Annotated in this window: 25 protein-coding genes; 14 read left to right on the forward strand and 11 right to left on the reverse strand. The window is 65.0% G+C overall.

Annotated features, from left to right (window positions below):
- Positions 1–157: 157 nt before the first annotated feature.
- Positions 158–919, reverse strand: a complete 762-nt coding sequence (locus AC3WLX_RS17825) for an SDR family oxidoreductase (RefSeq protein ID WP_492336915.1) — start codon at positions 917–919, stop codon at positions 158–160.
- Between the two features lie 118 nt (positions 920–1,037).
- Between AC3WLX_RS17825 and AC3WLX_RS17830 the strand changes: the two genes are divergently transcribed.
- Positions 1,038–1,550: a CvpA family protein gene (locus AC3WLX_RS17830; protein ID WP_492336916.1), complete on the forward strand. Its 513-nt coding sequence runs from the start codon at positions 1,038–1,040 to the stop codon at positions 1,548–1,550.
- A gap of 128 nt (positions 1,551–1,678) precedes the next feature.
- Positions 1,679–2,461: an SDR family oxidoreductase gene (locus AC3WLX_RS17835; protein ID WP_197966639.1), complete on the forward strand. Its 783-nt coding sequence runs from the start codon at positions 1,679–1,681 to the stop codon at positions 2,459–2,461.
- A 133-nt stretch (positions 2,462–2,594) separates the two neighbouring features.
- Here AC3WLX_RS17835 and AC3WLX_RS17840 read toward each other — a convergent pair whose 3' ends face one another.
- Entirely contained in the window at positions 2,595–3,071 is a 477-nt protein-coding gene (locus AC3WLX_RS17840) for a DUF3775 domain-containing protein (RefSeq protein WP_492336917.1), read from the reverse strand.
- Between the two features lie 122 nt (positions 3,072–3,193).
- Between AC3WLX_RS17840 and AC3WLX_RS17845 the strand changes: the two genes are divergently transcribed.
- From AC3WLX_RS17845 to AC3WLX_RS17875, 7 genes are all read left to right on the forward strand, one after another.
- Positions 3,194–4,042 (forward strand): MBL fold metallo-hydrolase, encoded by an 849-nt coding sequence (locus tag AC3WLX_RS17845; RefSeq protein WP_492336918.1) that lies wholly within the window; start codon positions 3,194–3,196, stop codon positions 4,040–4,042.
- A gap of 85 nt (positions 4,043–4,127) precedes the next feature.
- The gene (locus AC3WLX_RS17850) at positions 4,128–4,970 is read left to right on the forward strand and encodes a fumarylacetoacetate hydrolase family protein (RefSeq protein ID WP_492336919.1); all 843 of its coding nucleotides are present in this window, start codon (positions 4,128–4,130) and stop codon (positions 4,968–4,970) included.
- Between the two features lie 183 nt (positions 4,971–5,153).
- The gene (locus AC3WLX_RS17855; RefSeq protein WP_291627667.1) at positions 5,154–5,765 is read left to right on the forward strand and encodes a glutathione S-transferase family protein; all 612 of its coding nucleotides are present in this window, start codon (positions 5,154–5,156) and stop codon (positions 5,763–5,765) included.
- Positions 5,766–5,865: 100 nt separating this feature from the next.
- Positions 5,866–6,735, forward strand: coding sequence for an MBL fold metallo-hydrolase (locus tag AC3WLX_RS17860; RefSeq protein ID WP_492336920.1), 870 nt, complete (start codon positions 5,866–5,868; stop codon positions 6,733–6,735).
- A gap of 117 nt (positions 6,736–6,852) precedes the next feature.
- On the forward strand, positions 6,853–8,001 hold the full coding sequence (locus AC3WLX_RS17865; protein WP_492336921.1) for an alpha/beta hydrolase: 1,149 nt from the start codon (positions 6,853–6,855) through the stop codon (positions 7,999–8,001).
- A 66-nt stretch (positions 8,002–8,067) separates the two neighbouring features.
- The gene (gene mbfA, locus AC3WLX_RS17870; RefSeq protein ID WP_492336922.1) at positions 8,068–9,039 is read left to right on the forward strand and encodes an iron exporter MbfA; all 972 of its coding nucleotides are present in this window, start codon (positions 8,068–8,070) and stop codon (positions 9,037–9,039) included.
- A 96-nt stretch (positions 9,040–9,135) separates the two neighbouring features.
- Positions 9,136–10,608: an amidase gene (locus tag AC3WLX_RS17875; RefSeq protein WP_492336923.1), complete on the forward strand. Its 1,473-nt coding sequence runs from the start codon at positions 9,136–9,138 to the stop codon at positions 10,606–10,608.
- Positions 10,609–10,716: 108 nt separating this feature from the next.
- Here AC3WLX_RS17875 and AC3WLX_RS17880 read toward each other — a convergent pair whose 3' ends face one another.
- The 3 genes from AC3WLX_RS17880 to AC3WLX_RS17890 form a co-directional block, all read right to left on the reverse strand.
- A complete protein-coding gene (locus tag AC3WLX_RS17880; protein ID WP_492336924.1) occupies positions 10,717–11,805 on the reverse strand; it encodes a Zn-dependent alcohol dehydrogenase in 1,089 nt (362 codons plus the stop codon).
- Positions 11,806–11,991: 186 nt separating this feature from the next.
- Positions 11,992–13,776 (reverse strand): acyl-CoA dehydrogenase family protein, encoded by a 1,785-nt coding sequence (locus AC3WLX_RS17885; protein WP_492336925.1) that lies wholly within the window; start codon positions 13,774–13,776, stop codon positions 11,992–11,994.
- A gap of 8 nt (positions 13,777–13,784) precedes the next feature.
- Positions 13,785–13,973, reverse strand: a complete 189-nt coding sequence (locus AC3WLX_RS17890) for a hypothetical protein (protein ID WP_492336926.1) — start codon at positions 13,971–13,973, stop codon at positions 13,785–13,787.
- Between the two features lie 34 nt (positions 13,974–14,007).
- Here AC3WLX_RS17890 and AC3WLX_RS17895 point away from each other — a divergent pair, with 34 nt between their 5' ends.
- The gene (locus tag AC3WLX_RS17895; RefSeq protein WP_492336927.1) at positions 14,008–14,709 is read left to right on the forward strand and encodes an SDR family NAD(P)-dependent oxidoreductase; all 702 of its coding nucleotides are present in this window, start codon (positions 14,008–14,010) and stop codon (positions 14,707–14,709) included.
- Between the two features lie 115 nt (positions 14,710–14,824).
- A complete protein-coding gene (locus tag AC3WLX_RS17900; RefSeq protein ID WP_492336928.1) occupies positions 14,825–15,655 on the forward strand; it encodes an enoyl-CoA hydratase in 831 nt (276 codons plus the stop codon).
- Between the two features lie 35 nt (positions 15,656–15,690).
- Here AC3WLX_RS17900 and AC3WLX_RS17905 read toward each other — a convergent pair whose 3' ends face one another.
- Positions 15,691–16,581, reverse strand: a complete 891-nt coding sequence (locus AC3WLX_RS17905; RefSeq protein WP_492336929.1) for a LysR family transcriptional regulator — start codon at positions 16,579–16,581, stop codon at positions 15,691–15,693.
- A 120-nt stretch (positions 16,582–16,701) separates the two neighbouring features.
- On the opposite strand from AC3WLX_RS17905, the gene AC3WLX_RS17910 reads away from it, so the two are divergent.
- The gene (locus AC3WLX_RS17910; protein ID WP_492337318.1) at positions 16,702–17,541 is read left to right on the forward strand and encodes an oxidoreductase; all 840 of its coding nucleotides are present in this window, start codon (positions 16,702–16,704) and stop codon (positions 17,539–17,541) included.
- Between the two features lie 52 nt (positions 17,542–17,593).
- On the opposite strand, the gene AC3WLX_RS17915 is transcribed toward AC3WLX_RS17910, so the two are convergent.
- Both AC3WLX_RS17915 and AC3WLX_RS17920 read right to left on the reverse strand, forming a co-directional pair.
- Positions 17,594–18,217 carry a GNAT family N-acetyltransferase gene (locus AC3WLX_RS17915; protein ID WP_492336930.1) on the reverse strand — a complete coding sequence of 208 codons (624 nt, stop codon included), beginning with the start codon at positions 18,215–18,217 and terminating at the stop codon, positions 17,594–17,596.
- A gap of 67 nt (positions 18,218–18,284) precedes the next feature.
- Positions 18,285–18,488 carry a DUF1127 domain-containing protein gene (locus AC3WLX_RS17920; protein WP_291621960.1) on the reverse strand — a complete coding sequence of 68 codons (204 nt, stop codon included), beginning with the start codon at positions 18,486–18,488 and terminating at the stop codon, positions 18,285–18,287.
- Positions 18,489–18,598: 110 nt separating this feature from the next.
- Between AC3WLX_RS17920 and AC3WLX_RS17925 the strand changes: the two genes are divergently transcribed.
- Both AC3WLX_RS17925 and AC3WLX_RS17930 read left to right on the forward strand, forming a co-directional pair.
- Positions 18,599–19,498: a transcriptional regulator GcvA gene (locus AC3WLX_RS17925; protein WP_492336931.1), complete on the forward strand. Its 900-nt coding sequence runs from the start codon at positions 18,599–18,601 to the stop codon at positions 19,496–19,498.
- 141 nt (positions 19,499–19,639) lie between these two features.
- Positions 19,640–20,971, forward strand: coding sequence for an MFS transporter (locus tag AC3WLX_RS17930; RefSeq protein ID WP_492336932.1), 1,332 nt, complete (start codon positions 19,640–19,642; stop codon positions 20,969–20,971).
- A 122-nt stretch (positions 20,972–21,093) separates the two neighbouring features.
- Here AC3WLX_RS17930 and AC3WLX_RS17935 read toward each other — a convergent pair whose 3' ends face one another.
- The 3 genes from AC3WLX_RS17935 to AC3WLX_RS17945 are packed head-to-tail and all read right to left on the reverse strand — an operon-like array spanning position 21,094 to position 23,700.
- Positions 21,094–21,507 carry a Rieske (2Fe-2S) protein gene (locus tag AC3WLX_RS17935; protein WP_492336933.1) on the reverse strand — a complete coding sequence of 138 codons (414 nt, stop codon included), beginning with the start codon at positions 21,505–21,507 and terminating at the stop codon, positions 21,094–21,096.
- Positions 21,507–22,616 carry an amidohydrolase family protein gene (locus AC3WLX_RS17940; RefSeq protein WP_492336934.1) on the reverse strand — a complete coding sequence of 370 codons (1,110 nt, stop codon included), beginning with the start codon at positions 22,614–22,616 and terminating at the stop codon, positions 21,507–21,509. The genes AC3WLX_RS17935 and AC3WLX_RS17940 overlap by 1 nt, the downstream gene beginning before the upstream one ends.
- Before the next feature lie 25 nt (positions 22,617–22,641).
- Positions 22,642–23,700: an amidohydrolase family protein gene (locus tag AC3WLX_RS17945; protein ID WP_492336935.1), complete on the reverse strand. Its 1,059-nt coding sequence runs from the start codon at positions 23,698–23,700 to the stop codon at positions 22,642–22,644.
- Between the last annotated feature and the right edge of the window lie 89 nt (positions 23,701–23,789).

The following is a 23,789-nucleotide window of genomic DNA, read 5'->3' on the forward strand; positions in this document are numbered from 1 at the left end:
GCGTGCGTTGCGCTGGTTTCGACGGGCTCCGTTGCTGCTTAGCCTCATCCTGAGGAGACCGCGAAGCGGTCGTCTCGAAGGACGAGGCGCGCGCGCTCAAACTCCGCCGAGCTCATATGCGATTGCCTGTCGCGCGCGGGAAATCGCAAAGCCAATCTCAACTCAGCAGGAACCCGCCGTCCACGGTCACCACGCTCCCCGTCATGTAACGCGACGCATTCGAAGCGAGCAGCAGGATCGCGCCGTCGAGATCGGACTCGGCGCCGACGCGGCGCTGGGGGATGCGCTTGGCGAGGCGCTCGCCTGGCGGCGTCGACCAGAAGGCGTGGTTCATCTCGGTGTCGATATAGCCGGGCGCGAGCGCGTTGACGCGGATGTTCTGGCCGGCGAGTTCCAGCGCCATGGCTTTCGTCGCCTGGATGATGCCGGCCTTGGAGATCGCGTAAGGAGACAGCGCCTTGAGCACGCCGGTGCCGAGCACGGAGGCGATGTTGACGATGTTGCCGGGCTGCTTGCGCGCGATCATGCGCCGCGCGACGTCCGTTGCGAGGAAATAGGCGCCCTTGAGATTGGCGCCGATCACCGCGTCCCAGTCCGCCTCGGTCTGCTCGGTCGCAAGCTTCTCGATCGCGATGCCGGCATTGTTGATCAGCACGGTGACGGGACCAAGCGCGGCCTCGGCGGCATCGACAGCCCTGGCGATCGAGGCCGTGTCGGTGACATCGAGCGCGACCGCCGCAGCCCGGCCGCCCTTGCTGCGAATTTCGTCTTCCAGGCTCTTCAGCTTGTCGGTCTGCCGCGCGGCCAGCGCGACGGCCGCGCCATGCGCCGCCAGCACGCGGGCGAACTGCCGGCCCAGGCCCTGGCTCGCGCCCGTGACGAGGATGGTTTCTTTACTGATGTCGAATAGGTCTGACATGAGGATTCCCTGCGCAATTTCCCTGAGCTTTGGAGCCACCAATACAGACGATTTTAGCGATCTGAAACCGGAATGATCGGCTAGGCGTTCATCGTACCATCGTGGCAAGGTTGTGCTCATGAACAGTTTCGATCTCGCCGTCTATGCCGCGCTCGCCGTCGCGGTCGGCTTCGGCTTCAGGACCGGGCTGCTGCGTAGCGCCATGACCATCCTCGCCTATCTGCTCGCCGCGCCGATCGCGGTGGCGCTGATGCCGCTGATCGCACCGCAAATCGCCGGCAATCCAAACGGGCCGCTGCTCCAGAACTGGATCTGGCTGTTCGGCATCTTCCTGGTGGTGGGCATGCTGTTCGGCCATATCGGCCGCATCGCGCTCAACGACACGATCGGCGAAGCCGGCATTGGCGACCGGCTCGGCGGTGCCGCGCTCGGCGCCGTCAGGGTCGGCCTCGTCGCCACTACGCTGGTGCTGGTTTTCGACCAGATCGTGCCGGCCAGCCGCGAACCGCCGTTCCTCGCCGGCTCGCATCTGCGACCGCTGTTCTCGACGGTGGGACAGATGGGATTCAAGTCGCTGCCACCGGAAGCGGCCGCCGCGATCGACCGCCTCAAGCAGGAACGGCGCATCTGATCTGGCGCATTTGCATCGCAGCGTGGGCGCGCATGCATTTTGGTGCGAGCCCGTCCCTTATCAGCGGCGCAACAGTTGGCTAGAGTGCCACCGTCGAAAACCTGCCTGACATTTACGGGAGTGAAACAGTGGATCTTGGGATCAAAGGTCGCCGCGCCATCGTCTGCGCATCCAGCAAGGGCCTCGGGCGCGCCTGCGCTATTTCGCTGGCGGAGGCCGGCGTTCACGTCACGCTGACCGCGCGCGGTGCCGAAGCCCTCAAGAAGACGGCCGACGAGATCCGCAAGGCCTATCCCGACGTGACGGTCACCGAGATCGTCGGCGACATCACGACGCCGGCCGGCCGCGAGGCGGTGCTCAAGGCCTGCCCCGAGCCGGACATTCTGATCAACAATGCCGGCGGCCCGCCGCCCGGCGATTTCCGCAACTGGACCCGTGACGACTGGATCAAGGCGATCGACGCCAACATGCTGACGCCGATCGAGCTGATCAAGGCGACCGTCGACGGCATGATGGCGCGCAAGTTCGGCCGCATCGTCAACATCACCTCGGCCGCGGTGAAGGCGCCGATCGACATCCTCGGCCTCTCCAACGGCGCGCGCGCCGGCCTCACCGGCTTCATCGCCGGCCTGTCGCGCAAGACCGTCATCAACAACGTCACCATCAACGGCCTGCTGCCCGGCCCGTTCGAGACCGATCGCCTGACCAGCACCGCCAAGGGCGAAGCGGACAAGCGTGGCGTCACGCCGCAGCAGATCCTGGCCGAGCGCGCCAAGCTCAACCCCGCCGGCCGCTTCGGCCAGCCCGACGAGTTCGGCTATGCCTGCGCCTTCCTGTGCGGCGCCAAGGCCGGCTTCATCACCGGGCAGAACATCCTGCTGGACGGTGGCGCGTTCCCGGGCACGCTGTAACCCGGCATCGCATCACGAAAGATCGTCATGCCCGGCTTGTCCCGGGCATCCACGTTCTTTGTTCGGCGAAGTAAGACGTGGATGGCCGGGTCAAGCCCGGCCATGACGATGTGGAGGCGTCAGAGCCCGATCCTCATCGCTGCTTCGTCGGCTCGTCTTCGTCCTGCTGGCTCGGGCCGGAGGAGTCGGCGGTGGTGCGCTCATCGGTCCAGTCGATTCCGAATTCGTCGAGGCCGTTGGCGAGCAGATCGCCCAGCATGGGCTCGCCGAGCAGATAGCGCACGGTTTCGCGGCGCGGGCTGCGGTACTCCCTTCGCGCCTCCACGGCGCGGGCGCGCAGATCGTCCCACTCGTCGATGGTGCCGTCGCCGCGGCCGAGCCAGGTCAGCGTGACGAGATCGAGTTGCTCGTCCTCGTTCAGGGCGATGATGAAGCTGCCGAGCTCTTGCACGACAGGATCGGAGCCGTCGTCCTCGAGGACGTCGATCGCATCGTCGTCGCTGGGGTTCGAGCCGGAATCCGGATCGGAATCACCCTCCTTGACGTCGAATTCGCGCGCCTTCTCGATGATGTAGGCGACCTTTTCAGCGGATATTGCAAGCTCTGGCATGGCTCCTCCTCCGGTTCCCGCGATAACGCCGCATCGCGTCAGATGATCCATTGCACATCATGGCGGAAAACCGCATGTTTCGGCATCAAAGCAAGAACATAGGCAAAATGCAGGAGGCGCCGATGCAGTGGAAGGTGGGCAGGGTCAAGATCACCAAAGTCGTGGAAATGGAGACGGTCGGCTCGACCCGCTTCATCCTGCCGCTCGCGACCAATGAGGAAATCCAGAAACTGCCCTGGCTGATCCCGCATTACGCCACCGAAGAAGGCCGGCTGAAGATGTCGATCCATTCGCTGGTGGTGGAGACGCCTTCGCGCCGCATCGTGGTCGACACCGGGCTCGGCAACGACAAGCAGGGCCGTAACGTCCCGACCTGGAACGACCGCAACACGCCCTTTCTGGAGACGATGACAGCGGCCGGCTTTGCCCCTGACAGCATCGACACCGTGCTGTGCACGCATCTTCACGTCGACCATGTCGGCTGGAATACGAAGCTGGTCGACGGCAAATGGGTGCCAACGTTTCCGCAGGCACGCTACGTGTTCGGCCGTACCGAATACCAACATTGGCGCGATCATTCGAGCGAGCCCGACAAGGCCGCGGTGTTCAATGATTCCGTGCAGCCGATCGTCGAGGCCGGCAAGGCCGATCTGATCGCGAGCGATCACCGGCTCTGCGAGGAAATCAGCATGATCCCAACCCCGGGGCACAGCCCCGGCCATATGAGCATCCTGATCCGGTCCGACGGCGAGCAGGGCCTGCTCACTGGCGACGTCGCCCATCATCCCTGCCAGATGGCGCATCTCGGCTGGTCCTCGACCGCCGATTCCGACCAGGCGCAATCGGCCAAAGCGCGGGCAGCGCTGTTCGGCCGCTTTGCCGACACGCCGACATTGGTGATCGGCGGGCATTTCTCGGCCGGGCACATCAAGCGGGAGGGGGACGCGTTCAGGTTCGCGGCGCTGGGGTGATCTCTGTTTTGAGCGGTTGAATTTCCGGCCGCCCTGTTCCATGAAGCTGTTAACCGATCGGTCCAATCTCCAGGGAGAAACGAGAATGAAGCTTGTTCGTTATGGCGAGAAGGGTGCGGAAAAGCCCGGCCTGATCGACAAATCCGGCCAGTTGCGCGACCTGTCCGCGCATCTGAAGGACCTCACCGGCGAGGCCTATTCGCCTGAGTCCCTGAAGAAGCTCGCCGGGCTCGATCCCGCCTCGCTGCCCGCCGTGTCCGGCAAGCCGCGGTTCGGCGCGCCCGTCACCGGCATCTCGAAATTCGTGGCGATCGGCCTCAATTACAGCGACCATGCCAAGGAGACCGGCGCCGAGATCCCGAGCGAGCCGATCATCTTCATGAAGGCCAACACCTCGCTGTCGGGCCCGAACGATCCCGTCGAGAAGCCGCGCGGGTCGACCAAGCTCGACTGGGAGGTCGAGATCGCCGCCATCATCGGCACCCGCGCCAAATACGTTTCCGAAGCCGACGCGCTGAACCATGTCGCCGGCTATTGCGTCTGCAACGACGTCTCCGAGCGCGCCTTCCAGATCGAGCGCCTGGGCCAGTGGACCAAGGGCAAGTCGCACGACACGTTCGGCCCGCTCGGACCGTGGCTCGCCACCAAGGACGAGATCAAGGACGTGCAGGACCTGTCGATGTGGCTCGACGTCAACGGCCAGCGCCGCCAGACCGGGTCGACCAAGACCATGATCTTCTCCATGGCCAAGTGCATCGCCTATGTCTCGCAGTTCATGACACTGTTGCCGGGCGATGTCATCACCACGGGCACCCCGCCCGGTGTCGGCCTCGGCATGAAGCCGCCGACCTTCCTCAATGTCGGCGACGTCGTCACGCTCGGCATCGAAGGTCTCGGCGAGCAGCGCCAGGAGATCGTCGCGGCGTAAGCGCGGTCCTCATCCTGAGGAGCGCGCGACGCGCGCGTCTCGAAGGATGCGCCACAATCACGGTCGCCCGACGTTCGCGCCGGGTGACGACAGACCATCCCTCGTTGCCCATCCTTCGAGACGCGCGCGCCAGGGCGCGCTCCTCAGGATGAGGACTGTGTGCCCGGATAGAGGTTATTTCCCATGAAACTCACCTTCTCCCCCGCCTCGCCCTTTGCCCGCAAAGTGCGCATCGCCGCGATCGAGCTCGGGCTGATCGACAAGATCGAATTCGTGTCCGCCGCCGTGACCCCGGGCACGGCCAACGAGGACTATTCGAAGATCACGCCGCTGAAGAAGCTGCCGGTGCTGATCACCAACGACGGCGACGTCATTTTGGACTCCTACGTCATCGTCGAATATCTCAATGAGCTGGCCGGCGGCAGCCTGATCCCGGATTACGGCCCGCGGCGCTGGAAGGCCAAGACCAACCACTCCCTGATCAACGGCATGCTCGATTCCATGCTGCTGTGCCGCTACGAGAAGATGGTGCGGCCGCAGGGCCTGCAATGGCAGGCCTGGTCGGACGATCATTGGAACAGGGCCTGGACCGGCATGGCTCGGTTCGAGGACATGCCGGAGGTGCTGAACGGCCCGTTCGACATCTCGCAGATCGGCCTAACTTGCGTGCTCGGCTATGCCGATTTCCGCTTCGCCGACTCCGGCTGGCGCAAGGCTTATCCCAAGCTCGACGCCTTCCACCAGAAGATGCTGGAGCGGCCCTCCGTGAAGATCTCGGTGCCGCCGGCCAGCTAAAGCGCGAGATCGTCGCGCGTTAGCTTGTTGTTTGAGCATGATCTTGTCGGAAAACCGCGGCACACTTTTCCGGATCATGCTGTAATCGCACGGAGTTCTCATGAGCCTCACGTTCTCGGTCGGCGATCTCACCATCCATCGCATCGTCGAGCAGGAGACCTCGTTCGTGCCGGCGCTGGAGATGCTGCCGGGGCTGACGCCAGACCTGCTGGCCGAGAACCGCGCGTGGATGCGGCAGGCGAAGGCGCTGGACGACGAGGACGTGCTGCTGCTCTGCTTCCAGTCTTACGTGGTGAAGACGCCGCATCACACCATCCTGGTCGACAGCTGCATCGGCAACGACAAGCCGCGGCCCAACCGTCCGAAATGGAACATGAAGACGGATGACACCTATCTGCGCGGGCTCGATGCCGCGGGGTTCTCGGTCGACGACATCGACGTCGTGATGTGCACGCATCTGCATGTCGATCATGTCGGCTGGAATACGCGACTACAGAACGGCCGCTGGGTGCCGACCTTCCCGAAGGCGCGCTACGTCTTCGCCAAGCAGGAATTCGACCACTGGTCCGAGCAGAACGCGAAGGCGGAGATCCCGCCCTTCGCCGACAGCGTGCTGCCGGTGGTCGAGGCTGGCAGGCATGAGATCGTCGGCAACGATCATCAGATCGGCGATCACGTCCGCATCCTGCCGACGCCGGGCCACACGCCCGGCCATATCGCGATCACGATGGGGCGCGGCAAGGACGATGCGGTGTTCTCCGGCGATCTCATGCATTCGCCGCTGCAGACGCTCTACCCGGAGCTGTCGATCAAGTTCGACGTCGATCCGGCCAAGGCCGCAACGACGCGCCGCAGCTTCCTGGAGCGCTATTGCGACACCGACACCCTGTGCTGCACGGCGCATTTCCCCTCGCCGTCGGTGGGAAAGATCCGGCGCAAGGGCAATGCGTTCGTGTGTGAGTCCGTCTAACGAGATGCCGTAGGGTGGGCAAAGCGAAGCGTGCCCACGCGTCCAATAATGGTGGGCACGGCGCGCGAAGTGCGCGCCTTTGCCCACCCTACGATTCCACCCGCGTGGAGAGAATTGATGACAACACTCCCCGCCGTTCCCCTGCCTGCCGGCATCCGCTCGCGCTATGTCGACGGCATCAACGGCTTGCGCATGCATGTGCTTGAAGCCGGTTTCGAGACCGAGGGCCGGCCGTGTATCCTGCTGCTGCACGGCTTTCCCGAGCTCGCCTTTTCCTGGCGCAAGGTGATGCCGGCGCTAGCTGCGGCCGGCTACCACGTGATCGCGCCGGACCAGCGCGGCTATGGGCGCACGACGGGATGGAGTGCGGAGTACGACGGCGATCTCGTGCCGTTCTCGCTCCTCAACCTGGTGCGTGACGCGCTCGCTTTGGTGTCGGCGTTCGGCTACAGGCAGGTCGACGTGGTCGGACATGATTTCGGCAGCCCGGTCGCGGCCTGGTGCGCCTTGATCAGGCCGGACGTGTTTCGTTCGGTCACGTTGATGAGCGCCCCATTCGGCGGACCGCCGCCGCTGCCGTCCAACACCGCGGACGCACCCGCTGCGCCCGCGGCCGAAGACCCGGTCCATCGCGAGCTGGCCGCGCTGCCGCGTCCGCGAAAGCACTATCAATGGTACTATTCGACGCGCGAGGCGAACGCCGACATGCACCGCGCACCGAAGGGCCTGCATGATTTCCTGCGCGCCTACTATCATCACAAGAGCGCGGACTGGACCGGCAACAAACCCTATCCGCTGGCGTCGTGGTCAGCGGGCGAGCTGGCGAAGCTGCCGACCTATTACGTGATGGACGCCGGCGAGACCATGGCGGAGACGGTCGCGAAGGAAATGCCCTCGTCCGCCGCGATCGCTGCCAATCGATGGCTGCCAGACAGCGACCTCGCCTACTACAGCGCCGAATATGGCCGCACCGGATTCCAGGGCGGACTGCAATGGTATCGCTACGGCACCTCGGGCACGATGAACAACGAGCTGCAGCTGTTCGCAGGCCGCAGCATCGACGTGCCCTCGTGCTTCATCTCGGGCAAGCAGGACTGGGGCACTTATCAGCGCCCGGGCGTGTTCGAGGCGATGCAGAGCCGCGCCTGCACCAAAATGCTCGGCTGCCACCTCGTCGACGGCGCCGGCCATTGGGTGCAGCAGGAGCAGCCGGCCGCGGTCAGCCGGCTACTGCTCGACTTCCTGGCGAAGGCCGGGAGGCCCTGATTTGACCGGGGAACCACGGCCTCCTATATAATTTAGAATAGTTCTAAACTAGTCAACAGGCCTGCCGTGAAGAATTTTGCCGATCTGACCGAGCGCGAGGTGCTGGCGGTTGCGATTTCCTCCGAGGAAGAGGACAGCCGCATCTACATGGCCTTCGCCGAGGATCTGAAGGAACGCTACCCGGACTCGGCAAAACTGTTCGAGCAGATGGCCGACGAGGAGCGCGGCCATCGCCACATGCTGCTGGAGCTGTACGAGCAGCGCTTCGGCCAGCATCTGCCGCCGATCCGCCGCGAGGACGTCAAGGGCTTCCTGCGCCGCCGTCCGATCTGGCTGACCAAGAACCTGCCGCTCGACACCATCCGCCGGGAAGTCGAAACCATGGAGCTCGAGGCCGAGCGCTTCTACGCCAAGGCCGCCGAGCGGGCCGAGGACGTCAACGTGCGCCGGCTGCTCGGCGACCTCGCCGAAGCCGAGAAGGGCCACGAGCACACCGCCATCAGGCTGACCGACGAGATCCTGAGGCCCGACGTGCGCGCCGAAGAGGACCGCACCCGCCGGCGGATGTTCGTGCTGCAATATGTGCAGCCGGGACTTGCCGGCCTGATGGACGGCTCGGTCTCGACGCTGGCGCCGCTGTTCGCGGCCGCCTTCGCCACCCACCAGAACTGGCAGACATTCCTGGTCGGCCTCGCCGCCTCGATCGGCGCCGGCATCAGCATGGGCTTTGCCGAAGCGCTGTCCGACGACGGCTCGCTCACGGGGCGCGGCTCGCCCTGGCTGCGCGGCATCACTTGCGGCGCGATGACGACGCTGGGCGGGCTCGGCCACACCGCGCCCTATCTGGTGCCCGACAGCTGGGCCAACGCGTTCTGGATCGCGACGGGAATCGCCTGCATCGTCGTGTTCTTCGAATTGTGGGCGATCGCCTTCATCCGCTCGCGCTACATGGACACGCCGTTCCTTCAGGCCGTGTTCCAGATCGTCCTGGGCGGGGCCATCGTGCTCGCCGTGGGGATCATCATCGGGGCGGCATAGGTCTGCCGGCTCTCGCATGGCAAGCGCGATCAAACGTCGGTTGCGGCATTGGGCCAGACTGCGCATCATCCTTCGACAAGGAAAGGGAGACGCGTCGTGCCCACATCGGAATGGAGTTTCAAGAGCGCGGTCGAACTGTCGGCTGCACTGGCCGCAAAGGAGGTCTCGGCGGTCGAGCTGACACGCGATGCGATCGACCGCATCGAGCGGCACGACGACAAGATCAACGCGATCTGCGTGCGCGATTTCGATCGCGCGCTTGACGCAGCACGCGCTGCAGACGCGGCGCTGGCGCGCGGCGAGCGCAAGCCCCTGCTCGGCCTGCCCATGACGGTGAAGGAATCCTACAACGTCGCCGGCCTGCCGACGACCTGGGGCATTCCCGCGCAAAAGGACTTCATCGCCAAGGAGGACGCGCTGCCGGTCACGCGGGTGAAGGAGGCCGGCTCGATCGTGATCGGCAAGACCAACGTGCCGCTCGGGCTCGGCGACTGGCAGAGCTACAACGACATCTACGGCACCACCAATAACCCCTACGATCTCGGTCGTACCCCGGGCGGCTCATCCGGCGGCTCGTCGGCAGCCCTCGCCGCAGGCTATGGTCCGTTGTCGATCGGCTCGGACATCGGCGGCTCGCTGCGCGTGCCGGCCTTTCATTGCGGCATCTATGCCCACAAGCCGACCTTCAGCCTCGTTGCGATGCGCGGCCACACGCCGCCGCCATTACCGCCTCTGCCGTTCGAGCGCGACCTCTCCGTGATCGGCCCGATGGCGCGCAGCGCGGCCGATCTTTCGCTGGTGCTCGACGTGATGGCAGGGCCTGATCCGATCGATGCCGGCCTCGCCTACCGCCTCGACCTGCCGCCAGCCAGGCACACCGCGTTCAGGGATTTCCGTGTGCTCGTCATCGACACCGATCCGGTGATGCCGACCGACGCCGCAGTCCGCGGCAGCATCAACGCGCTCGCAGACAAGCTCGCCAAGGCAGGTGTGAAGATCGAGCGCAGCAGCCCGCTGCTGCCGGATTTTGCCGCGTCGTCTCGGCTCTATATGCGCATGCTGATGTCGTTCCTGGGTGCAACCTTCGCGCCCGACATCTATGCCGGCGCCAAGGCGGCCGCAGCCGCGCTGCCGGAGAGCGACAACAGTCTCGCCGCCGAGCGGCTGCGCGGCATCGCGCTCAGCCATCGCGACTGGCAGGCCGCAAACGGCGGACGCACGCGGTTGCGCGCGCAATGGCGCGAGTTGTTCAAGACCTTCGATGCGGTGATCTGCCCGGTGATGCCGACGGCGGCCTTTCCGCACGACCATGCGCCGGACCAGGAGCAGCGCCGCATCAGCATCGACGGCAAGGCCCATGTCTACACCGACCAGCTCGCCTGGCCCGGCATCGCGACGCTGCCGGGTCTGCCCTCGACCGCGATCCCGACCGGCTTTGCGCCCGACGGCCTGCCGGTCGGCGTCCAGATCGTCGGTCCCTTCCTCGAGGACCGCACGCCGCTCAAGCTGGCCGAGCTGATCGAACGGGAGTTCGGCGGGTTCGTGCCGCCGAAGATGTTTGACGATTAGAGCCGGCGTGTCTTTGCGAGGAGCGCTTGCGACGAAGCAATCCAGACTGCTTCTGCGGTAACAGCTCCGGATTGCTTCGCTTCGCTCGCAATGACGGAACCTGTCGTATCAGCTGTCGAACACGATGACGCTGCGCAGCGTCTTGCCGGCTTTCATGTTGGCGAATCCCTCGTTAATCTCGGACAACTTCAACTTGGCCGAGATCCAATCCTCCAGGTGCAGCCGGCCGCGCAGATAGAAGTCGACCAGGCGCGGCATGTCGACGCGAAAATGGTTCGAGCCCATCGAGGAGCCCTGGATCCTGCGCTCGCGCAGGAAATCGAAGCCGTGCAGCTCGATCTTCTGGCCGAACGGGATCATGCCGACGATGGTGGCGGTGCCGCCCGAGGTGAGCATGCCGAACGCCTGCTCGGCGGTCTCCTTGCGGCCGAGCACCTCGAAGGAATGATGCACGCCGCCATTGGTGAGGTCGCGCACCTGCTTGACCACATCGCCGTCGGCCGGGTTGATGATGTCGGTCGCGCCCAGCTTGGTCGCGAGCTGGAGCTTGGCCGGATTGGTGTCGATGGCGATGATGCGGCCAGCGCCGGCGATCTGCGCGCCGTTGATCGCGGCCATGCCGACGCCGCCGCAGCCGATCACCGCCACGGTCTCGCCGGCCGTCACCTTGGCCGTGTTCACCACGGCGCCGTAGCCGGTGATGACGCCGCAGCCGATCAGCGCGGCGAGATCGAGCGGCATTTCCTTCCTGATTTTGACGATGGCGTTCTCGTGCACCAGCATCTGCTCGGCAAAGGACGAGAGATTGAGGAACTGGTGCAGCTTCTCCGGCTTCGACCACTGCATCCGGTTCGAGGCGCCCGGCAGCATCTTCACCGTCGTGTCGGTGCAGAGCACGGTGCGGCCGGTGGTGCAATTGTCGCAGGTGCCGCAGAACACGGAGAGGCAGGTGACGACGTGATCGCCCGGCTTGACGTAAGTGACGTCGGAGCCGACCTGCTCGACCACGCCAGCCGACTCATGGCCGAGCACCGCGGGCAGCGGATGCGGATACAGGCCCTCCATGAAATGCAGGTCGGAATGGCAGAGGCCGGCAACGGCGGTGCGGATCAGCACTTCGCGCGGACCGGGCTTCGGCAGGCTGACGTCCTCGATGACGAGCGGCTGGTTGACTTCATGGAGGACGGCGGCCTTCATCGGTGTTTCCTCGTTGTTGTTGTTTCGTTGAGACGGTTCTTCACCTCTCCCATTGGGAGAGGTCGACGCAAAGCGGTGGGTGAGGGGTTACGCTCCCTCGTGGGACCTGGACCCCCCACCCGATTTGCTGCGCAAATCGACCTCTCCCTATGGGAGAGGTGACCTGCGCTCGCAGCCACAGCAAGCCTACGCCGCCAGAACCAATTCGCCAACCTCGCTCATGCCAGCATCGCGATCGCCGAGCAGCAACGCGGCGATCTTCGCTTGCGCCGCATTTTCCGTCAGCCGGAACGGATCGGCTGGCAACACGCGATGGTCGATCACGAGGCGCGACAGCAGCAGGCGGCGCGCATCGCCCCGCATGTCGTGGATGCGGTGTGCCTCCCAGGCGAGCGCGACTGCGCTTGCGACGTGATAGAGCACGCTGGTGGCGCGGCGGGCATCGGCCTCGTTCTCGGACTTGCTTGCGACCTCGCGCGCAAAGCCGACGGCGCGATCGGTGAGGCCTTTCAGACGCTCGCGCCAGGCCTGCGGCACGGAGGCGCTATCGTCGAGCCGGGCATGCAGATCGGCCGCGAGCGCGGATTCGGCGCCGTGACGGCCGACCGCGCGCCGGAGGGCATCGATCGCGACGATGTTGCCGGTGCCTTCCCAGACCGAGCCGAGATGGGCGTCGCGCAGCAGCCGGGACGTGGCGAATTCCTCGATATAACCGATGCCGCCGCGCATTTCGAGCGCATCGCCGCAGACCTTGCGCGCATCGCGCGTGGCGCGGAATTTCAGCGTCGGGGTGAGAATGCGCAGCAGCGCCGCGGCATCCTGGCTGCCGGCTTCCGCGCGGTCGAGCGCGTCGGCGGTGAGGAAGCTCATCGAGAGCGCCTGCTCGACCGGGAGCATGATCTTCAGCATCTGGCGCCGACCGAGCGGCAGGTCGATGATGCGCTGGCCGAACACGACGCGGTTCTTGGCCACCGTCATCGCATCGTGATAGGCGCGGCGCATCAGCGCCGTCGACTTGACGCCGTTGGAGAGCCGCGACGAGTTCACCATCTCGGCCATCTGCACGAAGCCGCGGTCGAGCTTGCCGACCGCATAGGCGATCGCGCCTTCCAGCTTGATCTCGCCGGAGGCCATCGAGCGCGTGCCGAGCTTGTCCTTGAGGCGCACGATCCGGTAGTGGTTCTGCGCGCCGTCGTCGAGGAAGCGCGGCATCAGGAACAGGCCGACGCCGCGCGTGCCGGGGCCGGCGCCTTCGGGGCGCGCCAGCAGCATCACGACCTTGGCGTCGGCATTCGAGCAGAACCATTTCTCGCCATAGAGGCGCCAATGGTCGCCCTCCTGCACCGCGCGCGTGGTCAGCGTACCGACGTCGGAGCCGCCTTCCTTCTCGGTCATGAACTGGCCGCCTTGCGTCAGCTTGCTCATGTCGGTCGAAGTCAGGCCGTCCAGATATTTCGCCTTGAGGGCCTCGCTGCCGAAATTCGCCAGCAGCTTGGCGCAGCCGTCGGTGACGTTGATCGGGCAGCCCATGCCGAATTCAGTCTGGTTGAACAGGAAGGTGAAAGCGTGCTTGGCGACAACAGGATATTTGTCCGGCCAGCCCATGATGCCCTTAGCGTTCGAGAGCGCGTGGATGCCGAACTCGCCAAACGCGGCGTTCTCCAGCTCGCGATAGGCCGGATGGTACTCGATCGACTGCACGTCGCGGCCGAACTTGTCGCGCTGGTGCAGAATGGGCGTGTGACGGTCGGCAAGGCGCGCGCATTCGTCGAGCCTGCCGCCGGCGAGCGCGCCGAGGCGGTCGAGATGCGGCTCGATGTGGCGGAACAGCGCTTCGGGCAGGTGGATGCGCAACAGGTCCGTCAGCGCAGGATCGGCACGGTAGAAATTCATGCCGCTGGTATCGGGCGCCAGCAGGCCGGATGGTTCGGCCGCGACGTTTTTCGGCTGTGCTGGGGCCGGTTTGTGCATGATCGTCCTCACTCGTTTCCGCCTTGCGGACATTTTGCGCTGATTTGGCGCTTGCCGCTTCGGATGATGTCGATCATGCTCCAGTCGCGGAGAGCGATAAAGCCGCAAATTGTCAGGGAGGCATGATCGCCGCGGCGGAGCAATTCGCTCTGCGGAATTGTTGATCGCTCCGTCTGGTTGTTGGCGTCGGCATGCATAGATCAGCAGCTCCCTGTCTCAAGAGATCGCGCCATGGAACATCCGAAGTACAAGATCGCCCTCATCGTCGGTGCTGGTGAAGGATTGAGCGCCTCCTTGGCGCGCTTGCTCGCCAAGCAAGGCATTCGCGTCGCACTGGCTGCGCGCAAGATCGAGAAACTCGGGGCGCTCTGCAGCGAAACCGGCGCCAAGGCCTATGCCTGCAATGCTGTGGAGCCTGAGGAGGTCGAGCGCCTGTTCGGCCTGGTCGAGCGCGAGATCGGCACGCCCGATCTCGTCGTCTACAATGCCAGCGGCCGCACGCGTGGGCCGTTCGTCGATCTCATTCCGGCCGACGTTGCTAATGCCATCGCAGTCAGCGCCTATGGCGGCTTCCTGGTGGCGCAGCAGGCCGCCAGGCGCATGCTGCCGAACAAGCATGGCGCGATCCTGTTCACCGGCGCCTCCGCCAGCGTCAAGGGCTATGCGCAATCGGCGTCGTTCGCGATGGGCAAGTTCGCGCTGCGCGGTCTTGCACAGAGCCTGGCGCGCGAATTGTCGCCGCAGGGCATTCATGTCGCGCATTTCGTCATCGACGGCGGCATCCGCAGCACGGCGCGGACGGAAGATTCCGACAAGCCGGATTCGATGCTCGATCCCGATGCGATCGCAGAGAGCTATTGGAACGTGCTGCAGCAGCCGCGCAGCGCCTGGAGCTGGGAGCTCGAGCTGCGGCCCTGGGTGGAGAAGTTTTGAAACGAACTGCCGTAGGGTGGGCAAAGGCGCATCGCGCCGTGCCCACCATCTCGAACTCAACAAACAATGGTGGGCACGCTTCGCTTTGCCCACCCTACGAGAGCAGGGAGGATCAATGACCACCGAAACCACCATCGACACCGGCACCAACGAGCTCCTCTGCGTCATCCGCGACCGCGTCGCCGTCATCACGTTGAACCGGCCGGAGGCGCGCAACTCGCTGTCGGATGCGCTGACGCCGGCGCTGCGCACGATGATCCGGAGCTGCGGCGAGAACCCCGGTGTCGGCGCGCTGCTGCTGACTGGCGCGGGCGAAGCGTTCTGTGCCGGCGGCAACGTCAAGGGCATGGGTGCGCATCGCGATCCGAAGAAGCTCGAAATGTCCTTCGACGACAAGGTCGCCGATCTGCAGGAGCGGCAGCGGCTGCTCACCGGCGCGCTGGTGTCGGTGCGCAAGCCGACCATCGCCGCCTTGCCCGGTCCCGCGGTGGGCGCGGGGCTCGCCATCGCGATGGCCTGCGACATCCGCATCGCCGCGCAATCGGCCTTCGTTGCCACCGGCTATGCCCGGATCGCGCTGTCAGGCGATTACGGCATCGCCTGGTTGCTGACGCGCCTCGTCGGCACTGCGCGGGCGCGCGAACTGATGTTCACCGGCGACCGGATCGACGCCGCGCGTGCCGAGGCGATCGGCCTCGTCAACCGCGTCGTGCCTGACGACAAGCTGCAAGCCGAAGCTTTCGCCTTGGCGAAGTCACTCGCCGAGGGTCCGCGCCTGGCCCTGCGCTACATGAAGGACAATCTCGACGAAGCCGTGCTGTTCGACTTCGAGACCGCGCGCGACCACGAAGCCGAACGGCTGGTGCGCCTGACCACGACCGCCGACCACAAGGAAGCGGTGCAGGCCTTCATCGAGAAGCGCAAGGCGGTGTTCACCGGGAAGTAGGCACGAATCCCGGATCAGGCTGCGTTCCATCCGGGCTACGAGACGGGCGTCCGCGCGAAATCCACGAACGCGCGCAGCGCGGCCGGCAATTGACGCCGGCTGGGATAATACAGGAAGAAGCCGGGATAGGCCGGGCACCAGTCGGCGAGCACGCGGACCAGCTTGCGCTTTGCGAGCAGCGCTTCCACCTGCGCCTCGAACACATAGGCGAAGCCAGCGCCGTCGAGCGCCGCATCGACCATCAGGTCCTGGTCGTTCATCGTCAGCGGTCCCGTGACGTCAATGGCGAGCTCGATGCCGCCGCGCTCAAATTCCCAGTGGTAGAGCGAGCCTGAGGTGAAGCGGTAGCGGATGCAGGGCAGGCCTTTCAGGTCGCGCGGCGTGGTCGGTGCCTTGTGCGACTTGAAGAACGCGGGCGAGCCGACCACGGCGAAACGATGCCGCGGGCCGATCGGCACCGCGATCATGTCGGCCGCAATCGTCTCCCCGAAGCGCACGCCGGCGTCGAAGCCGGCCGCGACCATGTCGATCAGGGCGTCGTTGAGGACGATCTCGACGCTGACGTCTGGGAATGATTTCAGGAAGCGTGTCACGATCGGCAACAGCACCAGTTGCGCCGAGAGGCGCGCGGCGGTGAAGCGCAGCGTGCCCGCCGGCTTGCCGCGGAAATTATTGAGGTCCTCGAGCGCGTCGTCGATATCGCGAAAGGCAGGGGTGATGCGGGCAAACAATCGCTCGCCAGCCTCGGTCAGCGCGACACTACGGGTGGTGCGATTGACGAGGCGAAGGCCGAGCCGTTCCTCGATAGTGCGCAACGCATGGGAGAGCGCCGATGGCGTGACGCCGAGTTCGGTCGCCGCCGCGCGAAAACTGCGATGGCGGGCAATGGCGAGGAAGATCGCGAGGTCTGACGGGTCGATGCGCATTGATGAATTTTTCTCAACAGCTTGAGAAGAATGTAGCGGATTATCTCAGCTATGGCGAGCCGCTACACCTTGCCCATCGGCTTCGGCACATCGCCGGGCTCAAATGGAAAGGGCAAGATCATGCGTGTCTGGTTCATCACAGGGGCATCCCGCGGATTTGGTGCGTTGATAGCCGAGGCCGCCTTGAAGGCCGGCGACGCGGTGGTCGCCACCGCGCGCGATCCGTCCACCGTTACCGCGCGGCTCGGCTCTCACGAGCGGTTGCTGGCGACCCGGCTCGACGTCACCAGCGAGGCGGAGGCGCATGAGGCCGCGGGCCAGGCCGTGAAGGGCTTCGGCCGCATCGACATCCTCGTCAACAATGCCGGCTATGGCCTGCTGGGCGCGATCGAAGAAGCCAGCGACGCGGAGACGAAAAAGCTATTCGGCACGAACGTGTTCGGGCTCCTTGGCGTTACCCGCGCAGTGCTGCCGCACATGCGCCGGCAGCGGTCGGGTCACGTCATCAACATCTCGTCGGTCGGCGGCTACACCGGCTATCCCGGCTGGGGCGTCTACGGCGCCACCAAATTCGCGGTCGAAGGGATCAGCGAGGCGCTGGCCGGCGAAGTCGCGCCGCTCGGCATCAAAGTCACCGTGGTCGAGCCGGGCTTCTTCCGTACCGACTTCCTCGACGAGACCTCGCTGTCGCGCACCGCGCATGTGGTCGACGATTATCACGAGAGCGTCGACAAGGCCCGCGCGCATGCGGCTGACGTCAACCACGGCCAGCGCGGCGATCCGCGCAAGCTGGCGCAGGCCTTCCTCAAGCTGGTGGATGCGCAGAATCCGCCGCTGCGGCTGCCGCTCGGCAGCGACACGGTGGAGCGGATCGAGACCAAAAACGCCTTCGTTGCGAAGGAGCTGGCAGGATGGCGGTCGGTCGCGACCTCGACCGACTTCAGCAGCGAAGGCGCGTGAATGAGTGCAAAAAAGCCCGGCGCTGGCTTGACCAGGCCGGGCTTGCAGTTTGTCAGGCCGAGGCTGAGGGGCGTTCGGCCTGACGGGAAACGGCGGCGAGGCGCCAGCTCGCGCAGGGAATGTCTTTCGGTTCGACGCGGATCTCCTTGTCGAAACGCACCAGCTTCCAATCGTCGGGATGCTGGACGAAAGCGAAGCCGGCTTTGCGCGCGAGCGAGACCATGGCCTCGTTGGAGCGCAGCGTGTCGCCGAACATGTGCTCGGCACCAAGCGCGGCCGCGCGGCATTCGAGGTTCTTCATCAGCGCGGTGGCGATGCCGTGGCCTTGCCAGCGGTCGTCGACCGAGAGGCCGAATTCGAGCGTCGCGGTCTCGGCATGAAAGGCGTAGCGCGCCTCCGCCACGATGGTGTCGAAGCCGTCGACCATCATCGTTGCCACGATGCTGAAGCGATCGCGCTCGCCGACCTCGAGGAAATCGTGCAGCAGGCTTTTCGGCAATTCGCTGATCGCGCCGAAGAAGCGGTTGTAGCGAGAGCGGCTCGAGAGCGAGCGGACATAGTGCTGGATTTCGTCGGTATCGCGCGGCTCGATGAAGCGAACATTTAGCCGCTCACCGTGCCGGGTGCGCAGCACGTCCGCATGTTGCCTGAGGTCTTCGAAACTGAAGGTTGTCATGACGCATGGCATCCGGAAAGGGACCGCCGGCGCCCCCGTGCTCAGGCGGCGCCGGCCTGGCGGCCTGTCAGGCCCGCCAGAAGGGTTTCTCAGCCTCGTAGGCCACATCCGTCCACGACAGCCCGACGTCCTGGAGGTCGCGGGCCGTCCAATGGGTCAGCTCGCGCCGGGTCCTGTAGCGCTCATGCCAGACGTGGAGGATGTCGCCGATCTGGTAAAGGAGACCTGGCGCATGATGATTTGTCATCGAATTCTGGGTCAAAATGGACATCTTCAGCTCCTTGAGCTATCTTGACCGCCAATATCTGCTTCCTGCTGCAGCGCGACAAACGACAATTTGTACCTCTTCGCATGAAATAACGTCATGCATCCTGTTGCCAGATGACTGCCAGATTGCCCTCCCTGAACGGATTGCGGGCGTTCGAGGCTGCCGCGCGCCATCTCAGCTTCACGCTGGCGGCCAGCGAGCTGAACGTGACGCAGACCGCGATCAGCCATCAGATCCGCAGGCTGGAGGAGGAGCTCGGCATCCGCCTGTTCATCCGGCAGAACCGCGCGCTGGCGCTGACGCCGGAGGCGCGTGATTACCTGCCGGGTGTCCGCGCCGCCTTCAATGACCTCCGGCTTGCCACCGACCGGCTGCTGCGCAAGGACGACGACAAGGTCCTGACGGTATCGACGCTGGCCTCGCTCGCCGCCAAATGGCTGCTGCCGCGGCTGACCGATTTTCAGGAACAGCATCCCGGCATCGACGTACGCATCACCACCTCGACCAGTCTGGTCGATTTCCAGCGCGACAATGTCGATGCCGCGATCCGCTATGGCCGCGGCCAATGGCCGGGCCTGCGCGCCGACTGGCTGATGGCAGACGAATTGTTTCCGGTGTGCAGCCCGTCGCTGCTGCGCGGCGACAAGCCGCTGCGCCGGCCCGAGGACCTGCGCCACCATCCCCTGCTGCACACCTCGAACGCCAACAGCGACGACTGGCGGCTATGGTTGACCGCGGCGGGCCTGCCGGCGGACATCGCAAGGCAGCCCGGCATCACCTTCGACATGATCTTCATGACGATCCAGGCCGCGATCGACGGCATCGGCGTCGCGATGGGGCGGACCTCCTACGTCCAGGATGACATCGCGAAGGGCCGGCTCGTCGTTCCCTTCAAGATCGCGCTCCCCGCAGACGCCGGCTTCTACCTGGTCTCCCCGGAAGGCCGCCGTGAGGCGCCGAAGCTGGTTGCGTTGCGTAACTGGATGATCGCTGCAGTGCAAAATAAAGCCTGAAAAATCATCAGCTTCGCCGGTAAAATCGGTTGACTCGTCGCGTCCTGCGCGGGAAGGGGTACGGCAGATTGTCGCAGCATCAATCTGTCACCTTGCCGGAATGACATTCCCGGCGGGCCACGCCTTCCAGGGAGCAACGTCATGGCTGGACCAGCCGCCCCACCCCATCCGCCCGCCATCACGTCGCGCATCGGCGCCATCCTGCGAGCGACGTCGGGCAATTTCCTCGAGCAGTTCGACTTCTTCCTGTTCGGCTTCTACGCCGCGGCGATCGGCAAGGCGTTCTTCCCCTCGACCAACGAGACAGCCTCGCTGCTCAACACCTTCGGCGTGTTCTGGCTCGGCGCCCTCATGCGCCCCGTCGGCGCGATCGTGCTCGGGGCTTACATCGACCGCATCGGCCGCCGCCAGGGCCTGATCGTCACGCTCGGAATCATGGCTGTCGGCACCGTCGTCATCGCATTCTGCCCGAGCTATGAAACCATCGGCATCGCGGCGCCGATCATTGTCCTGATCGGCCGCCTGCTGCAAGGCTTCTCGGCAGGCGTCGAGCTCGGCGGCGTTTCGGTATACCTCGCGGAGATCGCAACGCCCGGCAATCGCGGATTCTACACCTCGTTCCAGTCGTCGAGCCAGCAGGTCGCGATCTTCGTGGCCTCGATCCTCGGCTACATCCTCTCCGAGGTGATGCCGGCCGACACCGTGGCCGCCTGGGGCTGGCGCATTCCCTTCTTCGTGGGCTGCCTGATCATTCCGCTGATCTTCCTCCTGCGGCGGACGCTGGAGGAGACGCCGGCCTTCCTCGCCATGAAGAAGCATCCGACCGCGAACGAGGTGTTCGCCTCCGCGCTCGCCAATTGGCGCATCGTGGTGCTCGGCATGATGATCGCGATCCTGACCACGACGACGTTCTACTTCGTCACCGTGTACACGCCGACCTTCGGCAAGACCGTGCTGAAGCTGTCGACGCATGACGCGCTGCTGGTCACGCTGCTCGTCGCGGTGGCCAACTTCATCTGGAATCCGGTCGGCGGCGCGCTCTCCGATCGCATCGGCCGCAAGCCGGTGCTGATCACGATCGCCTGCCTGTCGCTGGTGACCGCCTATCCGTCATTGCACTGGCTGGTGGCGGCGCCGACGTTCGGCAAGCTGCTCGCGGTCGAGATGATGTTCTCGTTCTATTTCGGCGTCTACAGCGGCACCATGCTGGGTGCGCTGGTCGAGATCGTGCCGGCGCATGTGCGTACCACCTGCTTCTCGCTCGCCTTCGCGCTCGCCGCCGCCCTGTTCGGCACCTTCACGCCGTTCGCCTCGACCTGGCTGATCGAGCGCACCGGCGACAAGGCCGCGCCCGGCTTCTGGCTGATGTTCGCCGCCCTGCTCGGCATCATCGCGGCCGCGACGGTCTATCGCGGCGGTGGCAAGGTGGCGCCGGCTTATGACGCGGTGCCGGAGCCGATGGCCGGGCGTTAGGACGGTGTCATTGCGGGGCGCCTCGAAGAGGCGAGCCCGGAATCCATTTCTCCCAGCATTTCTGTCGCACGATGGATTCCGGGCTCGCGCTACGCGCGCCCCGGAATGACGGCGCGGTCGGCTTACAGCTCCACCACCACGTAATCTCTCTCGATCCTGACCGGGATCGTCTCCGCAACATACGGGCCCTTCACCACGCTCGCGCCCGGCTCGACATGGGCCGGGTAGGCCTTCACGCGGAAGCGGCGGGGGTCGCAGTAGGATTGGCCGGTGCGGATGTCGAACTCCCAGCCGTGCCAGGGACAGCGGATGATCTCGCCGAGCTTGGTGTACTCGATCTCCCCGGGATTGCTCGATTGAGCGAGCCCGATCAGCGGGCCCTCGCACAGCGCCGCGCCCTGATGCGGGCAGCGGTTCATCAGGCCGAAATATTCACCCTTGATGTTGAAGACGGCGATCGGCCGTCCGTCGATCTCGAGGAATTTTCGCGTGCCCGGCGGAAGCTCGTCGACCGGCGCGATGACGTGTCTTGCCATCAGGAAATGCCGTACAGCTTCTTGGCATTGCCGAGGTAGAACGCCTCGCGATTGGCCTCGCTGACGCCGGCCGGCAGGACGCGCGAGGGCTCGTCATAGTCCCAATGCGGATAGTCGGTTGCGAACAGCAGCCGATCCCAGCCGATCCATTTGATGACGTCGAACAGGTGCTCGCGGCTTTCCGGATCCTCCATCGGCTGCGTGGTCCACCACACCTGTTCGCGGATATATTCCGACGGCGGCCGCTTCACATGCGGCACCTCGCTGCGCAGCCGCTGCCAGGCCTTGTCGAGCCGCCAGCATAGCGATGGCGCCCAGCCGAAGCCGGCCTCGATCATCACCATCTTCAATTTCGGGAAGCGCTCGAACACGCCCTCCAAAACCAGGCTCGCCAGCGCCGATTGCTGGCACTGTGAGTGCCCGACCATCTCCTCGATGTAATAGGACGGCCAGCCCGAGGGCGTGATCGGGTTGCCGCCGAAGCCGAAGGCGTGAACGCCGACGGGGAGCCCCGCTTCTTCCGCGGCCTGATAGATCGGCCAGTAGCGGCGCTGGCCGAGCGGCTCGACATTGCGGCTGAGCAGCAGCACCTGAACGAAGTTCTTATCCCCCGCGCGCTCGCGGATCTCGGCAGCCGCCGACGGCCCGTCTTCATTGCCGACGACGATCGACGCTTTCAGCCGCTTGTCCTTGCTGGTCCATTTGTCGATCTGCCAGTCGTTGATCGCCGAGCACAAGGCGGCCGAGAGCTCGTGGTTGCGGATGCCCTGCCCGGTGTTGAGCGGATTGAGCACGCCCAGTTGCACGTTGTTGGGATCGAGCAGCTGTTTCTGCATGAAAGATAGCGAGGAGCCCTGCGGGCCGCCTTCCGGCGGCCAGGCGTCACGGCGCGAGGCGTTGGGCTGGGCCTTTGGATAGGGCGGGCCTTCCATCATGCCCTGATAGGCATGGACGCCGTAGACTTCGAGGTGATGCTGCCAGCGTTTGGCGAGGTAGGGATAGAGCTCGGTGCGGCTGGCGCGCGCCGGATGGATGTCGCAGTCCGCGATCGCGGTTTTTACGGCCAGAGGGGAAGCTGCGTCTTGGTTCTCGCGAAACTGGATATTCATCGCCTTGCCTCCTTTGGCAGCGGGCTCATGTCAGACGGGGATAAGTCGCACGCGGATTGTCGATCATGATCTTGCGCACGAGATCGGGGGACAGACCTTCGGGCAGCGCCTCCAGGCCATCGAACTGCCAGTGCGGATAGTCCGTAGAGAATAGGACCAATTCATCCGACTGCATATGATCAAACAGGCGAATTAATGTCTCGGGTTCCGGCGGCGCATCAAAAGGCTGTAACGAGAAGCGGATGTTGCTGCGCACAATGTCGAGCGGCGCGCGATCGACCCATGGCGTCTCCATCCGCACCCCGCGCCAGAACTTGTGCAGGCGCCAAAGATACGGCGCGATCCAGGACACGCCGGATTCCAGCATCACCATTTTCAGCCGCGGATACTTGGCGAACACGCCCTCGACGATCAGGCTGGTGAGCTGGGTCTGGAACGCCTGGGCCTGCCCGACATAGTCCTCGATGTGATAGGAGCCCCAGCCCACGGAGGTCGGCGGATTGTGATAGGCGGAACCGGCATGGATGCCGACCGGCAGTTGCAGCCGCTCCGCAGCCTCATAGATCGGCCACAGCGCGCGCTTGCCGAGCGGCACATCGCCCATGACCAGCATCAGGACCTGCACGAAGCGCTTGTCCGGTGCACAGCGTTCGATCTCGGCGACGGCCTTCTCGACGCTTTGCGTCGGGATCACGATCGAGCCGCGCAGCCGCTTGTCGCGGTCGAGCCATTCCTGCGCCAGCCAATCGTTCAGCGCGCGGCAGAAGGCCGCCTGCATGTCCTCGGAAAACACCATCTGCACGCCATAGAGCGGATTGCAGATGGCATGTTTGACCTGAAAAGGATCGAGCACATGGCGCTGCATGTCCGCCAGGCTTTCGCCGGGCTTGCCTGTCTCGGGACGCCAGTCCGGCCGCGCCGTGATCGGCGAATTCTGCGGATAGGATTGCGAAACGAGGTCGACCATGCCGCGCGTCGTCACCTGATCGCGCCAGTAATCGTTCAGGTAGGGCAGCAGGCTGGTCAGATGCGGCACGGCCGGATGCACATCGCAGTCGATGCCGCCGGCGATCAGGGACGCCATCACGTCTCCCTTCTCACGTTTCCTCATGTGTCTTCTTGTCCCCGCCATTCAAGCAGGCCTGCCCGTCGCCCGCAACTCGGCCAAGCCTT

The sequence above is a fragment of the Bradyrhizobium sp. FW305-F6 genome (genome assembly GCF_058782905.1).